General features: G+C 48.4%; 15 protein-coding genes. 4 read left to right on the top strand and 11 right to left on the bottom strand.

All coding sequences use genetic code 11. From position 1 onward, the window contains the following. Positions 1-31 precede the first annotated feature (31 nt). The 6 genes from thpR to POF51_RS05470 all read right to left on the bottom strand — a co-directional run bounded on the left by thpR (position 32) and on the right by POF51_RS05470 (position 5,632). The gene (gene thpR, locus POF51_RS05495; RefSeq protein WP_069851393.1) at positions 32-628 is read right to left on the bottom strand and encodes an RNA 2',3'-cyclic phosphodiesterase; all 597 of its coding nucleotides are present in this window, start codon (positions 626-628) and stop codon (positions 32-34) included. A gap of 64 nt (positions 629-692) precedes the next feature. After that, a complete protein-coding gene (locus tag POF51_RS05490; protein WP_017250332.1) occupies positions 693-1,175 on the bottom strand; it encodes a hypothetical protein in 483 nt (160 codons plus the stop codon). A 149-nt stretch (positions 1,176-1,324) separates the two neighbouring features. Beyond that, positions 1,325-2,365 (bottom strand): hypothetical protein, encoded by a 1,041-nt coding sequence (locus tag POF51_RS05485; protein ID WP_271754276.1) that lies wholly within the window; start codon positions 2,363-2,365, stop codon positions 1,325-1,327. Between the two features lie 3 nt (positions 2,366-2,368). Beyond that, positions 2,369-3,166 carry a 5'/3'-nucleotidase SurE gene (gene surE, locus POF51_RS05480; RefSeq protein WP_069851397.1) on the bottom strand — a complete coding sequence of 266 codons (798 nt, stop codon included), beginning with the start codon at positions 3,164-3,166 and terminating at the stop codon, positions 2,369-2,371. A 131-nt stretch (positions 3,167-3,297) separates the two neighbouring features. Further along, positions 3,298-3,729: a tellurite resistance TerB family protein gene (locus POF51_RS05475; protein WP_017250335.1), complete on the bottom strand. Its 432-nt coding sequence runs from the start codon at positions 3,727-3,729 to the stop codon at positions 3,298-3,300. 100 nt (positions 3,730-3,829) lie between these two features. Further along, positions 3,830-5,632 carry an SgrR family transcriptional regulator gene (locus POF51_RS05470; RefSeq protein ID WP_271754272.1) on the bottom strand — a complete coding sequence of 601 codons (1,803 nt, stop codon included), beginning with the start codon at positions 5,630-5,632 and terminating at the stop codon, positions 3,830-3,832. 134 nt (positions 5,633-5,766) lie between these two features. On the opposite strand from POF51_RS05470, the gene POF51_RS05465 reads away from it, so the two are divergent. Further along, the gene (locus POF51_RS05465; protein ID WP_069851399.1) at positions 5,767-6,990 is read left to right on the top strand and encodes an MDR family MFS transporter; all 1,224 of its coding nucleotides are present in this window, start codon (positions 5,767-5,769) and stop codon (positions 6,988-6,990) included. Positions 6,991-7,000: 10 nt separating this feature from the next. Here POF51_RS05465 and POF51_RS05460 read toward each other — a convergent pair whose 3' ends face one another. The 5 genes from POF51_RS05460 to POF51_RS05440 form a co-directional block, all read right to left on the bottom strand. Next, the gene (locus POF51_RS05460) at positions 7,001-7,798 is read right to left on the bottom strand and encodes an ABC transporter ATP-binding protein (protein WP_017250338.1); all 798 of its coding nucleotides are present in this window, start codon (positions 7,796-7,798) and stop codon (positions 7,001-7,003) included. Then, entirely contained in the window at positions 7,791-8,726 is a 936-nt protein-coding gene (locus POF51_RS05455; protein WP_017250339.1) for an ABC transporter permease, read from the bottom strand. Before POF51_RS05455 ends, POF51_RS05460 begins: the two co-directional genes overlap by 8 nt. A 28-nt stretch (positions 8,727-8,754) precedes the next feature. After that, positions 8,755-9,810: an ABC transporter substrate-binding protein gene (locus POF51_RS05450; protein WP_017250340.1), complete on the bottom strand. Its 1,056-nt coding sequence runs from the start codon at positions 9,808-9,810 to the stop codon at positions 8,755-8,757. A 92-nt stretch (positions 9,811-9,902) separates the two neighbouring features. After that, entirely contained in the window at positions 9,903-10,907 is a 1,005-nt protein-coding gene (locus POF51_RS05445) for an ABC transporter substrate-binding protein (protein WP_069851401.1), read from the bottom strand. 129 nt (positions 10,908-11,036) lie between these two features. Next, the gene (locus POF51_RS05440; protein ID WP_069851403.1) at positions 11,037-12,356 is read right to left on the bottom strand and encodes a hemolysin family protein; all 1,320 of its coding nucleotides are present in this window, start codon (positions 12,354-12,356) and stop codon (positions 11,037-11,039) included. A 141-nt stretch (positions 12,357-12,497) separates the two neighbouring features. On the opposite strand from POF51_RS05440, the gene POF51_RS05435 reads away from it, so the two are divergent. From POF51_RS05435 to POF51_RS05425, 3 genes are read left to right on the top strand one after another with little or no spacing between them, the layout of a single operon-like run. Next, positions 12,498-14,162 carry a DNA repair helicase XPB gene (locus tag POF51_RS05435; protein ID WP_069851405.1) on the top strand — a complete coding sequence of 555 codons (1,665 nt, stop codon included), beginning with the start codon at positions 12,498-12,500 and terminating at the stop codon, positions 14,160-14,162. A 52-nt stretch (positions 14,163-14,214) separates the two neighbouring features. Next, entirely contained in the window at positions 14,215-14,784 is a 570-nt protein-coding gene (locus POF51_RS05430) for an RNA polymerase sigma factor (RefSeq protein ID WP_007716978.1), read from the top strand. After that, the gene (locus POF51_RS05425) at positions 14,765-16,159 is read left to right on the top strand and encodes a hypothetical protein (RefSeq protein WP_069851407.1); all 1,395 of its coding nucleotides are present in this window, start codon (positions 14,765-14,767) and stop codon (positions 16,157-16,159) included. Before POF51_RS05430 ends, POF51_RS05425 begins: the two co-directional genes overlap by 20 nt. The last annotated feature ends 7 nt before the right edge of the window (positions 16,160-16,166 follow it).

Below are 16,166 nucleotides of genomic sequence, written 5' to 3'. Positions count from 1 at the left end.
TGGAAGGCTTCCCTGATCCTTTCTTCTTAGTCTATTCAGGCAACGCTTGTTTTTTGCTGTGATCTTTATCAAACGTGCTCGTGTGGATCATCGTATGTACCGCGCCCTCCGGCAACAGCTCGGAACGATATAAATGGAAATGCCGTGCCTTCCATTGTGGCGGCTCCTGCGCTAAATAACGTTCATTCCAATCCAAGAGGGCAAGCTCATCCCCACTGCGATGCGGACCGCGCGCCAGCGTAATATGTGGCCGATACCGCTTCCGATCGTAGGACAAGCCTTCGTGCAATTCGAACCGTCTACCCAACAATAAATGCAGCTGGTTGAGTGGAGAAAGTTGGCCGCGCAGTCCCAGCCAGAGCACACGAGGATGCAGGGCATTCGGAAAAACCCCGAAGTTACCAACACGCAGGGTAAATGGCTGGATGATCGCGCCGACGATATCCATATCCTCACAGATAGCGGGTACGAGTGACTCATCCACCTCTCCAAGAAAATGCAGAGTCAAATGCAAATTAGCGAGAGACTGCCACCTGTCCGCAGTCACATCTTGCTTCAACCGTTTTTGAACATCGGCAATATAAGCGGCAGCCTCAGCTGGAATATCCAACGCTATGAATAAGCGCATTTCTGTCCTCCTTCGAAAAAAATAGCCCTCCTGTGACGGAGAGCCATTTATCTTTCCTGCCGCGTTAGGCAGCCATCATCTTTCCGGTTACGATTCCCAAAACACTCCTGACATATTCCGCAAGACGGTTCGAACCAGGCTGGTAGGTAAAACGCAAGGTCAGCTCACTATGACCGACATGACCAGCGGGAGGGATATTCCAGAAGTACTCTGCTTCCCCGTATAAAAACTCTTCAATGCGCTGCTTCTTTCCTTCGATATCGATACTCGGATCATGCGTCAAGGAAAACTTCATCATGACTGAAAACGAATCTGTCCAAACTTGATCGCGCTTATGTAATTTCCCATGAATAACGACTAAACCGGCTTCTCCCCACAAATTGTACTCGAGCAAAGCCTGAAACTGCGGATGTACCTGCAGCTCCAAGGCAGGAAGCCCTCCTTCGATCGTAAGTGCATGACGTTGTGCCAGTTGCTCAATCTCCCCTTGAAAACGGTGGGCGCATTCAGAAACAGCCTGGAACAAATTGGGTTCAACAGCGTACATCGTCGTCACCTCTCCCCAATGGATTGTCTGTCTTACTTAATTCGAATTCACGCTTGTCATATCCTTTGTTGAAAAATGACTTATTTACCCATATTTCATCGAAGAACAAAAGATTCCAGGGAGAGTCTTTTTTCACAATCTCTCAACAATTACAGGTAAGGGACAGGCATTCCTGGAAACGCTTTCGCAAACGCCTGCGCGAGATGCTTCTGTACATCTTCATCCAGCTCCAAATGATAGAGGCGACCGCTCTCATAACGCAATAGTGGATAGGCGCCTACCTGCAAGGGAGAAACGTCCTGCGTTTGCACATACTCCGGCAAGGTCATCAAAAAGCGCGAGAACGGATTCGCTTCATCTCCTGACATATGAACGACCTCGAACAAATGCGAGAGACTTGGCGTCAGCACGATCATCGCGTAATCTCCCTCTTCCGCAGCCCATACGGTAAAAGACGTATCCCGGACCTCGCTGCGGGAGTGCCTGCGCATGACCCATACTGCTTGCTGCACAGTACTCATCAATAAATGCTGCGCTCCTTCTTCACCATGGACATCTCTCATGTGCTTGTAACGCAATACGAAGGCCATCCCCGATTCTGTAAAAACAGATCCAGGCAAGCTCATCGCTGAGATGCTTTCTGTCTCTTCCTCACGCACCTGCACCTCTTCTGGAAGAGCATCAGGTGTTCCTTCATAGAGCGCCTGAATCATCTCACGCGTACGAACCACTTCCGCTGGGGAAAAAGAAATCGACTCGGAATAGATGTGAGTAAGCTCACGATCCGCGTAAGCCAAGTAGTGCAAAGAAATATACGGCTGCTCGATCATTGTCAAAGCCATGCTTCGCTCATCAGCATGCGCAATGTCGAACGTCAAGGGAAAACCAAGTGGATTCAGCGGGTCCGACAGTGTCCAAATGACAGCGAGCAGTTTATTTTGATACGTTTTGAATTCGAGCGAAACGGCATCTCTCGTCTGCTCGCTGAAAGCATCCACCGATTCGAACACAAAATACAGCTCCACCTCGCCCGTTCCACTTAGACGGACAAAGTAAGGAAGCCCCTCCTCTTCTGCCAGCTTGTACAAATCGTGATAAACCACGGGATCGAGAACCTCTCCCTGTGTTGAATCGTCTGGAGAACACAGGGTATCATCGGGGGTTAACGGGGGGAAAAATTCTTCATTCATGCGTTATTCCTCCTGTTTTCCCCAAGCTTTTAGCAATGTCCAATTGTCCATTTGTTTTAAGAGAGTCCGATCTGTCGCGTCAATGTGGACAGGGGTAATCGCAATATAGCCATGCTTGAGCAAATCATAGTCCAGCGGCTCCGCCAGTGGCATGACTTGAGGGTACTCGCGTGCCAAATAATAGCCTTCTGCTTCTTCGCTATATTTGTCTTCATAGTGATTCATGGACAAGGTGGCCGGAACCATTCCTTTCACCTCAGCCAGCGGTACATGCGGGATATTAATATTCCAGAATACCTCTGACGCCAGTTCTCCTTTGACCGCACGATCGCTGAATTCTTTTACAATCGGACGAATCATCTCTACTACATCGCCGTAGTTGTCTTGATCGAACCAGTTATCATAGGAAAGGGCAACACCGGGAACCCCCAAGATTACCGCCTCCCTGGCACCGCTGCACGTACCGGAGTAATAAATATCACGTCCGAGATTCGTCCCGACGTTAATCCCCGAAAATACGATATCCGGCTTTTTCCCATGTTCAAACAGGAGATGGTAAGCAGCTTTTACACAGTCTGCAGGGTTGCCATTGACTGCCCACGCTTTCACCGGCATTCCGTAAAAATCACGCTGTTCAGGCGCGAGCGCACTGCGATAAGTAATTCCGTGTCCCACCCCACTTTTCTCTTCAACCGGTGCCACTATATAGACTTCCGCTCCCTCCAAAGTGAGCAAAGCTTCTACCAATCGCTTGATACCAAGAGCATCGATGCCGTCATCATTCGTAACCAAGATCCGCAATTTGGGTCTCCTCCTTCATAAATAGCGTCGCCACTCGCCAAGACATCATTTTTCTTATTGTACTGTAGAATTCGAGGCTGCGCCAAGCTTCCACCTAAAACGAAAGGACCCCAATCATATTGGGGCCCCGTCTATTCTCCTACAATATCTTTCCAGCGTTCGCGCCAAACAATCCCTTCGCGAATCCACTCTTCTACTTGACGCTGCTTTTCCTCCGAGATTCCGATCAGGCAAGCGATGCGGGCAATCTCTTTTGTCTCCGCTGGTGATAACTTCCGATCGATCAATGCCATGTGGTAGAGCTTGCGCATCATAACGAGCTTTTCAGCCTGCGTCATGGCTACCAGGTCTTCCACGATGACCTCCGGACGCTTCGGATAGTCCATGTCATCCATTAAAATTTGTCGTTCTTTCAATGTAAAATGCTCCGAATTCACGATTTCATGAATACGATCCATTTCTTTATTTCCTATATAACCGTCGGCGTGTCCGACGCAGATCATCAAGCGAATGGACGCAAACAAAATGTGTTTGTCCTTTTCGATTTTGGTATACACCGGCATAGTTCCTCCTCAAAAAGCTTTATGAGCATAATATATAACTACATATGATAATACGATGAAAAACGAAAGCGGTTTCACATAATTATGTGACAAATTTATGCTATTCCCTAACAAAAATTCGTCTGAAATCCATCCAGCCATAGGCATCCAGACTTACACCCGATAACCGCGGATGTGCAAGTATCTCTACCCGATTCGAATACAGCGGGACAAACGTACTGCAAGCCGCAAGCGTATGCATGATGCTGTCCACGCAAACTTGTTGGTCTTGTGCTGTTTGGACGCACGACATGCGGTTCATCCAATACGCGATCTCTTCCTTTCCATGCGGATCTAAATGATGTGAAATACTCAACGCACCAGCGTATAGAAATTCTCGTAAAGACAGCTCCGCCCTTTCATCTACATTCGCACTATCCACAACCAAATCTGCCTCTTGTAACAACGGAGGCAAGGCAAGCTCCTCCGGAGATGCATACCTGATCTCAATGGCAATTCCGTATTCCTCGCACGTTTTCTGAATCCACTGGGCATCTTCTATATGATCGGAATCTGGATACGTGTAGAGCGACAGTGCCTCTCCCTGATACCCGCTCTCTTTGAAAATACGCACCAACTCCTGTGATTCCGGCACCTCTCTTTTTTCTTGGAACGAATCACTTCCACCCCAGATGACTGCATGCTCCCTCGTTCCCTGTAGCTCTTGTCTCAAGGCTTGTCCACAAATGATAGCCACCATGAGACTCCGAAATTCGCTATGTGACAGCGGGCCATTTTTTGCTCCATTCAAGCTGACGTATTGAAAACAATCTTCCAATCTGCCGACGTCACTCCATGTCAGAGCGCTCGTATCCCGATGATCATCCATAGCCATTACAGATAACAAGCTCTCATCTGCCTGTGCTTCTGCTGCCATTCCAGGTACGCACCAGATTTCAATTCGGTCCAAGAACGGCCTACCACCAAAATAAGGCGTGAACGCTTCCAGCACGAGCATGGAATCGTCGTTGCGGACTACTCGAAACGGCCCCGTTCCTACTGGCATTTGCGCAAATTGCTCCCCCATCTCCAGAACGTAATCACAGGGGACAATCGCCATATATTCCTTGCTTAGTGCCTGTAAAAACAATTCATCCGGCATATGCAAGGAAATCGTCAATACGTAGTCATCTTTGACGGTAATCGATTCGATTGAAGCGGCTAGCCAGCGATGTTTATAGGAATGCTCCATCAAACGAAGCAAGGAAAAGCGCACATCATCCGCAACAAGTGGACGGCCATGATGGAATAAGACACCTTTCCGCAAGTAAAAAGTCCACTGCTTCCCTTCTTCACTAGCGTCCCAATAAAAAGCAATAGCGGGTTCAATCCGTTTCGTGACAGGATCAAACTGAACCAGAGAATCAAATAGCTGCTTTACCATATGTGACTCGGAGCGCAGGAGAATATGGATCGGATCAAGCCCTGCAAATGGCCGATTGTAAAACAAACGCAAGGTATCGACTCTGCCCTTATTTCCCTTTTCCCGTTTCACACGATGTCCAAACTGACTATTCATCCATCGTGAAAATTTTTCACCCAAAACAGGCAAATTTACCCCATATTCGTCGATCATATCCCGTGCAGCACGAATCTCCCCTTTTTGAACGAGCTCCTTGGCTACGCTCAGAATCAGGTCTTCGGGCGCAAGCAAGCATGTCAATACAGATCGATTTCCTCGCCCTCTCCCCGGCTGCCAGACTACCCATCCCTGACTTTGCATTTTTTTCAAGGTCAAGGTCGCATTCCGCAATGTACAAAATAAAAGCGAAGCAACTTCAGCTAACGATATGTCAAGCGGATGCCCTATCGCTTCATTAGGCCGCCCCGCACATAAACGCATGTATTGTTCAACCAGTTGCATCTTGCCACCACCAATTCCCTCAGAAAACATGAAAAAACTATTCGCCTAATCGTACGCTTTTTCTCCGGTCTTTGCCACCTTACAATTCTAAAAACACCAACTAACCGGAAAAAGCCGAAAGAAAGGACTTTCTTATGTCACACATCCCTCATGCACTCCGTCGATTCTTTGCTACGTATCCAACGCTTCTCTGGGTCCGTCTGTTCGGCGAAACGCTTACCTCTTTATCCAGCGCCATGATCGCTCCGTTTCTCGTATTGTACTTGAGCGAGAACATCGGCGGCTCTGTTACTATGACCATGCTCGTCATTGGCTTGCAGCCCTTCTCCGAAATTTTGCTGACGATATTTGCTGGTGGTATCACGGACCGCTATCGTCGAAAAACGATCATGCTACTCGCCCTGTTCCTGCAAGGCTTCGCCATGTTGGGAATGGCTTGGGCAGACTCCATGCTGGGCTTTGCGATCCTATACATCATCAACGGTGCTGGCCGCTCCCTGTTTATCCCTGCCAGCCGCGCGCATCTCGCTGATACGATTTCCTCTGCACAAATGGCAGGTGCCTTTGCCCTTCTCAATACTTCTAGCAGTATTGGGGCCGCATTGGGACCTTTAGTCGGCGTCATCATTTATAAGTACGATCCTGCTATGGCATTTTTGTTTACTGCGATCTCGCTATTGATCTATGCTCTTGCCGTCTGGTGGAAAATCCCGCAAACTCCGCTGCCAGAAGCTCCTGTCGAGGAAGCAGCAGATGTACGTTCACGAGGCTCCTGGCATGCTTATCGACCAGCCCTTGCCATTATGATGTTGTCTTTGCCGATCAGTCTGTTTTACGCGCAAACCGAGACGAATCTCCAGCTTCATCTGAAATACACGCTGCCAGACTATTTGCAAACACTTGCCTTGCTCATTGCGGTAAAAGGGGTCCTGTTGCTCCTGTTCGAGTATTTGCTCGTCAAATGGACACAGCACTTACCGGCTCGCCTATTGATTAGCGGCTCGTACATTTGTTTTCTCATCGTATCCTTGGGCTACGCCTTCATCGACAACGTACCTGTGCTTCTTTCTCTGCAAGTGCTGCTCGTCTTTGGGGAGAGTATTGGTCTGACTCAGTTGATGGCCTTCGTCACACGAATATCACCTGTCACGATGCGCGGGCGGTACTTCGCAATCACGGGAACACACTGGGATATCTCCCGCATGTGTGGACCATATTTGGGTAGCCTTGTCTTGCTGCATGATGGCGGCACGATGCTATTCACCATTGTAGCGGGCATCCTCTTGATCGGTGCCGGATTCATGTACGTGTATCTTTCCAAGCATGAAAAAGCCTCCCTGCTTGAACAGGAAGGCTGATTCGATCCGATTAGGTTAACAAGAAGCGATCTTCACTGAAGCTTTCTCCACCGCGGGCTGTTTCGAATGCGCGAAGCAGATCCTGCGGTTTCATCGTCCGTTTTTTCTCATCCGGAATGTCGAGGATAATCCCCCCATCGTGGAGCATCAGCAGACGATTGCCCATGTTCAACGCTTGTTCCATATTATGCGTGACCATGATTGTCGTCAGTTTATAGCGCTCCACGATTTTTTCCGTTAAATCTACAATCAACTGCGCCCGTTTTGGGTCAAGCGCTGCTGTATGCTCATCGAGGAGCAAAATCTTCGGTTCTGTGAAGGTAGCCATCAACAGGCTAAGCGCTTGACGCTGTCCCCCTGAGAGGAAACCTACCTTGGTCTTCAAGCGGTTCTCCAGCCCTTGATCCAGCTGCTTGAGCTGCTCACGGAACAGCTCTCGCTTCTGGTTATTCACCCCAAATCCAAGTGTACGGCGTTTTCCCCGCCCCAAAGCGATTGCCAGATTTTCCTCAATCGTCATGTTCGGCGCTGTACCTGCCATTGGGTCCTGAAAGACTCGACCAATCAGACCTGCGCGTTGGTGCTCCGCCAAGCGCGTGACATCTTTGCCATCAATCGTAATGCTGCCCTCATCTGGCGTCAGTCCACCGGAGATCATGTTCATCATCGTCGATTTACCGGCACCATTACTACCGATAACGGTGATGAACTCTCCCTTCTTAACGTCCAGATTAACGTTTCGAAGCGCGATCTTTTCGTTCACAGTTCCTGCGTTGAATACTTTGTTGACGTTTTTAATTTTAAGCATCGCTGCTTCCTCCCCTTGCCGTGCGTACCGCTTGCTTTTTCCAGATGCCTTTTGCCACAGTTGGGACAGTCAGGGCAAAGATAACGATCAGGGCAGTAATCAGCTTCATGTCAGAAGGATTGAGTCCTGCATCCAGAGCCAGTGCAATGACTAAGCGGTACACAATCGAGCCGAGAATGACAGCAAGCGTCACTCGGAAAATCGAAGAGCTGCCAAACAAAACTTCCCCGACAATAACGGAAGCGAGACCGATGACGATCATCCCAATCCCCATTCCTACATCCGCAAAGCCTTGGTATTGGGCTACCCACGCACCAGCTAAAGCTACCAAGCCATTGGAGAGAGCCAAACCAATGATCGTTGTCGAATCCGTGTTTACCCCAAAGCTACGGATCATCTTCGAGTTGTCACCTGTCGCACGCAAATCCAGACCCATATCCGTATGCAGGAACCAGTCAATGATGAGCTTCAACACCATAACCCCTACGATAAAGACGATTGCTACACCAGACAGCAAGGTAACTCCACCCACGGCCAGGTTCGGAATGCCCATATCCTTCACATAAGTGAACAGGGTATCTTCCCGCAAAAGGGGCAGATTCGCTTTCCCCATGACACGCAAATTGATCGAGTACAAGGCGATCATCGTCAAGATCCCCGCCAAAAGTGCGTTAATCTTTCCTTTGGTATGCAAGACGCCCGTAAAAGCCCCTGCCAAACCACCTACGATGAAAGCCAGCAAAGTGGCCAAAAACGGATTGGTGCCATCGATTATGAATTTGGCTGCGATTGCGCCTCCCAAGGCAAAACTACCATCTACGGTCAAGTCAGGAACGTTTAGAACTCGGAAGGTCAGATATACACCGAGAGCCAAGATACCAAATAGTAAACCTTGCTCAATGGCTCCCATTATTGCCAGTTGATTCATAGAAGAAATCCTCCAATTACTGCATTTATTACTCGATCACTTGTCCAGCACGGTCGAGCATGGCTTGCGGAATCGTCACACCCATTTTTTCCGCTGCTTTCTTATTCAATACGAGCTTCATGTCTGCTTGCACTTCAACAGCCATATCAGCTGGCTTCGCTTCACCCTTCAGGATTTTTGTTGCCATATCAGCTGTTTGCTCACCCAGCTTTGTGTAGTCGATCCCGTAAGTGGCAATCGCTCCGCTCTTCACAGAGTTTTCTTCACCAGCGATGACCGGAATTTTTTGTGCTTCCGCTACACCGATAACAGCTGCAATCGAAGATACGACCATGTTGTCAGTTGGTACGTAGAAAGCATCTACTTTGCCCACCATGGACTCAGCTGCTTGCTTCACTTCCGTTGCGCTCGTAATCGCCGCTTCTTTAATTTCTAAACCAAGCTTGCCGGCTACAGCTTTTGCCGCATCCACCTGTACCTTGGAGTTGACTTCACCAGAACTATAAATGATTCCAACAGACTTCGCATCAGCTTTCATTTCTTTGATCAGCTTCAATTGCTCTTCGACAGGGTTCATATCCGATGTACCAGTTACGTTCGCACCTGGCTTGTCCATCGCAGCTACCAGACCAGCTTCTACTGGATCAGTTACCGCAGTAAACAGGATTGGAATCTGCTTGCTAGTTTGTGCGGCAGCCTGTGCCGTCGGGGTTGCAATAGCCAACACCAAATCTACTTTGTCAGCCTCGAATTTTTGGGCAATCTGAATGGCAGTATCCATGCTCGCTTGAGCGGATTGCACATCGATTTTTACTTGCTTGTCTTTTTCGTAGCCGTTTTTCGCCAATTGGCTGATAAAGCCCTCTCTTGCTGCATCCAAAGCAGGGTGTTCCACGAATTGGGCAATTCCAATCGTCAGCTGCTTGGTTTCAGTAGACGGAGCAGGCGCCGTCGTGGTTGCGGGGGCTGGTGTAGAATTGTTTGCAGGAGTAGCGCTTTGCTGTCCACATGCGGTAACAGACAAAAGCAATAAAGGAAATAAAAAACTCTGAAAAATTTTAACACTCTTCTTTTGTTTGAACATTTAGTGAATTCCCCCTCGTGAATTTTTTTCTACAATTTTAACATGGATAAAACGGTTTTAAAAGAATAAAAAGAGAGCATGACGCTCTCTTTTTACTTGATGATTTCTTTCGCCTGTTGTTTGAGTGCCTCAGAAATAGTGAGACCAAACTTTGCAGCAGCTGTTTCATTAATATACAAATCAGCTTGTTTCGAAATCTCTACAGGAGTATCAGCAACACTCTGCCCTTTTAAGATACGGGCAGCCATATCGCCTGTTTGTTTACCGATTTGGTAGTAATCAATCCCATACGTAGCAACCGCTCCACGTTTCACTGTATCGGTATCAGAAGCAAAGACAGGGATTTTGTTTCCCTCTGCTGCTCCGAGTACCGCTTCAAACGAAGATACGACCGTGTTGTCAATTGGGATAATAATGGCATCTGCTTTACTAGCAAGGGATTGCGCTGCTAGCTGCACTTCGGATAGCTGCGAAATGCCAGCTTTGATGATTTCTACGCCTTCTTTTTGCGCTGCGTCTTCCAATTCCTTGACCTGTACCTCTGAATTAATTTCGGAGGTCGTATAGATCACGCCCAGCTTTTTCAACTCAGGCAGGAATGCTTTCACCAGCTTCAATTGTTGTTCCATCGATACTTTATCGGACGTCCCGGTGACATTTTTGTCTGGCTTCTCCAGACTGCCAACCAGTTGAGCCGAGATCGGGTCTGTTACGGAACTGAAAATAACAGGTTTGTCTGCAATCGCCTTGGCTGCAGCCTGAGCGGATGGCGTCGCAATCGCTACGACAAGATCCTTTTTATCTCCGGCATACTTCTGTGCGATCGAGACCGTATTGTTCATGTCGCCATGGGCGTTTTGGGAGTCTACCTCCAAGTTCTTGCCCTCTTCGTAGCCAGCATCCTTCAGTCCATCCAAAATTCCTTTATGAATAGCATCCAGCGCAGGGTGCTCCACGAATTGCGTCAGCCCCAGCTTCACTGTTTGCCCTTGGCCTGTCGTTGCTGCTGTCTCTGTTTTCCCACCTGTTTCGTTGCCACATGCTGCCAAAGAAAACGCCAGCAATGCGGTCAGTACCATACTGACTGCTCGTCTCATCTGTACTTCCTCCTCTAGTCTCTACTCTCAGCTGCTCTAATCGCCCTAAGCAATTAGGCTCATTGCCATCTAGGCAACTTGTGTCCCATTATAGCATATTATTGCGCATTGAGAAGCCCCTTTCCTTACTTAAGTAAAATTGACTTCTTCCTCTGCTTTGCCGATTTTCTTTACATATACCCTGGTGATTCTGTAATGGTCGACTTCTCCCACGACAAATTCGTACTTCCCCTCTTTTACTCGATCCCCCACGCGCGGCGGATGATCGATTTGCATGTAAATCCAACCTGCTAGCGTATCTACATCGCTTGACTCCAATTCGATGTCCAGATAATCGCCCACTTCCTCCAGTAACATACGCCCGTCCAGTGACAGCATTCCGTCACTTCGCTCCACCTCTGGGCGCTCGTCGTCGAACTCGTCTTGAATATCTCCGACAATTTCCTCCATTATATCTTCAAGCGTCACCAGCCCGGCAGTGCCCCCATACTCATCAATGATAATCGCCATTTGTCCTCGTTGTTTTTGTAGCATAGTCAGCAACCGGCTGATCGAGATCGTCTCCGGCACAGTCAAAATAGGGCGCATGAAGCTCTGAAGGTCATTGCTCTCCCCTTCCAGAAGCCCTGTCAACATATCCTTGATGTGCAAACTACCCACAACATGGTCCTTGTCACCATCCACTACCGGATAGCGGGTAAACCGTCCATTTTGGACATGCTTGACGTTTTCGTCAAAGGGATCGCGCAAGTTCAAGACAACCATATCTGTACGTGGAACCATGATTTCTCTTGCCATCGTCTCCGAGAAATCAAAAATATTATCGACCAGCATCAGCTCGGTTTGATCAATCAAGCCACTTTTGTGACTTTCATTGACGAGAATGCGAATCTCTTCTTCTGTATGTGCTTCCTGATGCGGCTCCAAGGATATATGAAAGAGCGCAAGAAAACGACTCGCGGCCCAGTTCAGCATTTGAATAAAGGGATACATGATTTTGTAGAAGAGCTGGATCGGTTTGGCTACCGCAAGTACCACCTTTTCAGAGTATTGAATAGCCAGTGTCTTAGGAGCCAGCTCCCCCAGCACGATATGCAAAAACGTAATCAGCGAAAAAGCGATAATAAAGGAAATACTGCTAACAACCGTTTCATTTAAATGGAAGTAACGAAAAACTGGATGCAGGAGATGCGCGACAGCAGGCTCTCCCAGCCAACCGAGTCCTAATGAAGCCAGCGTAATCCCGAGTTGGCACGCGGAGAGATAAGCATCCAAATTGTGCAGGACCATCTCGACGTCAACAGCGCGCTTGTTTCCTTCCGCTGCGAGCTGGACAATGCGCGATTCCCTAACTTTTACAATCGCGAATTCAGTCGCAACAAAGAACCCGTTCAGGAGTACGAGGATCATGACCAAGATCAAATTAAACAAGCTTCCCCAAATTGCCATGCTCCTCGCCGTCCTTTCCGTCCATGCTTTGGGATATTGTTTCCCATCCTCGCCAAAATGTTACCTGTTCGTTTTTCTTTCTTTTTGAGATTGTGATACCATAGTGCTGATTCCTATGCCTTTTGTAATGAGGTGAGTCTATTGTCGTACCGTCCAGACCTGCCCTTGATCGTTCAAAGCGATCGGACGATATTGTTGGAAACACAGCATCCTTTATTTGCCGAGGCCAGACAAGCTATCAGTGGTTTTACCGAGCTAATCAAGAACCCAGAATACATCCATACCTATCGGATCACCCCTTTATCGCTTTGGAATGCGGCTGCATCTGGTCTTACATCACAAGAGGTAACAGACGTGCTTGGCAGATACAGCAAGTACGGTGTCCCGCCTACCATCATCAAAGAAATAGAAGATACGATGCGAAAATACGGCTTGTTTCGTTTGGAACGCATTGGCGATCATCTCGTATTAATGAGTGATGACCCCCTTCTTTTAGCAGAGGTGACCAGTTATAAATCAATCGCTGCTCTTTTTGAGAATGAATTCGTCATCAAAAGCTATGCGCGCGGTCTGATTAAACAAGAGCTGATCAAGCTCGGGTTTCCTGTTCAAGATTTGGCGGGCTATACAGAAGGAGAATCCTGTGCAGTCAGCTTGCGGGAAACGACATCCCAAGGCCGAGCATTCTCCTTGCGCTCTTATCAAAAAGAAGCTGTCGATGCCTTCTATTCTGGTGGAGCTGTGACCGGGGGAAGCGGCGTACTCGTCCTGCCCTGTGGTGCTGGAAAAACGGTCATTGGACTTGGTGCCATTTGCCAATTGCAAACAGCCACACTCATTTTGACCACGAATACGACATCGGTTCGTCAATGGATCGCAGAGCTCTTGGACAAAACAGGACTTGATCCAAATATGGTCGGCGAATACACTGGTGACAATAAAGAAGTCAAGCCAATAACTGTGGCGACTTATCAAATTCTTACATACCGCCCCACCGCCGAAGATGATTTTCCTCATCTGAAACTCTTTTCAGAGCGCGACTGGGGGCTTATTATTTACGATGAGGTGCATTTGTTGCCCGCACCCATCTTTCGTGTTACTTCTGGGATTCAAGCCACTCGCAGACTTGGGCTGACTGCTACTCTTGTTCGGGAAGACGGGCGGGAGGAAGATGTTTTCACGCTAATTGGTCCAAAAAAGTACGAGGTTCCGTGGAAAGTCATGGAAGAGCAAGGCTGGATCGCGGAGGCGCATTGCCGAGAAATTCGACTCCCCTTTGAGCCGAAGTGGCGTGAGGCTTATGCACATGCAACCGCTCGTCAAAAGTTTCGCATTGCGGCAGAAAATCCAAAAAAACTGGAGGTCGTCCGCGAGCTATTGGAGAGGCACGCCCACGATCGTGTTTTGATCATCGGGCAATATATCGATCAGCTTGAACAGATGGCAACGGCCCTCCAACTGCCACTCATTACAGGAAAAGTACCGGACAAAGAACGTGAGCTTTTGTACACGCAGTTTAAAAAAGGGGAAATTACACGCCTGATCGTATCCAAGGTAGCCAACTTTGCGGTTGATTTGCCGGATGCCAACGTCGCGATCCAAATTTCCGGGACGTATGGTTCCAGACAAGAAGAGGCACAGCGCCTGGGACGCATCTTAAGGCCCAAAACAGACGACAACACCGCCCATTTTTATACATTGGTAACAAGAGACACGAGAGAGCAGGAGTTTTCGCTCCATCGCCAGCTTTTTCTGGTCGAACAAGGCTATCCATACGATATTATAGAAATCGAAACGCTGGTCTGAAACGTTTACGAATAACCAGCGTCTCATAGAGGGAAGGGAGGCCAAAGATTCAATGCAATCCGACGCCGAAATCATTCAGCGGATTCTTCAAGGCGACATCGAAGCGTATCGCGACCTCATCCAGCGATATCAGCATATGATCTATGTTTTCATTTACAAAATGGTAAACAATCGCTCTGATGCAGAGGATCTCACTCAAGAAGTATTTGTAAAAGCGTATGAAAAATTGTCCACTTTCCGCGGGGACAGCCAGTTTTCTTCTTGGTTACATACGCTTGCCCGAAATAAGAGCATCGACTTCTTGCGTCGCCGAAAGTATCATGACTCGGATGAACAATTGGCCTATGTGCCATCAAATACACGGGACGAATCCCCTCAGGAATCGCTCATGACAAAGGAGCAACGTCGAGAAATTCAGGAGGCCTTTGCCTTACTGTCGGATTCTTATCGAGAAGTGATTGTCCTTCGCTGTACGCACGAATATCCGTTTGAAAAAATAGCTACACTCCTCGGCATCGCCGAATCTACAGCTCGCGTCCGTTACTTGCGTGCTCGTCAGGAACTCGCAAAATTGTTATCCCGCAAGGAAGGGGGGCTCGTACATGAACTGCCAGGCATTTAGAAAAGCATGGCTAGATGACACAGATAGCGATTCACACTCACATATTGAAACCTGTGACGAATGCATCGCTTGGATAGAAACGCAAATGACAACAGAAGAGGAGGTGCAGTTCTTGAAGGAGGTTCCACTACCTCAAGCGAACCTGGAAGACAGGATCATGCAAGCAATCTACCAGACCGCCGAAAAAGGTGTACCCCCTCACGCCGCTACTGCATCTTCAGAGCAACAAACGAGCACAGTGATCGTAAAGCCAAACAAGCGTTGGACCAAAGGCTTCCCTTCATACGCCTGGGTTAGCGCAGCGGCTGTCTTGCTCGCAGTTGGTTTCGTCGGCTACCAACAAATGGCACCGGATAATCTTCAAATGGCTACCATTCAAGAAACCGGGATGAAAGACAACCAGAACACTTTTGCATTCAGCGATACGGAATCAAAATCGGCACCGTCAGCCCCAGCACCTGCTATCGCTTCCATACCAGCAGCAGCCGATAGTCCGACGATGAAAAAAGCAGAAAGCAAGCCAGAGTCCGCCGCTACACAATCGCAGGTCGCTCCGACTGCACCTGCAAAAGATACACCTCCTGCATCACCTCCCCAATCGAACAATGCGATTGCGATGGTGAAACCAGAGGAAAAAGTAGTAACACCCGAGCCACGTACGATCAATAAAGACGGGCAGAACAGCGTGGCATCTCGCGGATTACAAGGGAACTCGGCTGATCAAGCAGCAAAAGCGAAATCGGAAGTTCCAGCCGTTTCAGCAAATACTGGTAACCAAGTAGCCGCTAAGGAAGCCAATGGCGCCGCTGCTGAGAAGCCTACGACTTTTGGGATCGCTTCCCAAGTGGAACCAGACACTGCTGATGGCGGTAAGACTGAGAACGCATTAGTGGGTCCAACGTTGCCGGCGGTAGCGAAGCAGCCCATTACTCTTTCCTCCTTCTCGGATTTGAACACTGCTGTACAAGCATCAGATATGCCCGTGCCTGCCCTTTCGCAAGCACCGAATGGGTTCTCGATGAGTACGGTATCGGTCCAATATGAATCCGAAACCAGTCAAAAGGTGACTCGCTTAACTGCCGATTACAAGCGGAACAACGACTGGATTCGCCTAGATGTTGTGCGCAATACAGAAGGCAAGCGCAGCCTCTCTATCCCAGGCACTTTCTCCGCTACTCAGTTGTTCGCTGTCAACGGAGAGCAAGCCATCGCCGTTTCTTTTGATCAAACGGATTCAAAAGGATCAACAGCCCAGCATGCGGTTCATTTTAACGCTCAATCCGACAACCAATCGTTGTATGTGGTAGTGACCGCAAACGGAGTTACCTTAAATGAATTAATGGATGCTAGCAAACATATCACGTGGAATCCGTAAAAAGATC

It is taken from the genome of Brevibacillus sp. AG (assembly GCF_028369215.1).
GTDB classification, from domain to species: Bacteria; Bacillota; Bacilli; order Brevibacillales; family Brevibacillaceae; genus Brevibacillus; species Brevibacillus porteri.
Note: the sequence above shows the minus strand (reverse complement) of the source record. Positions and strands in the feature narration are given on the sequence as shown.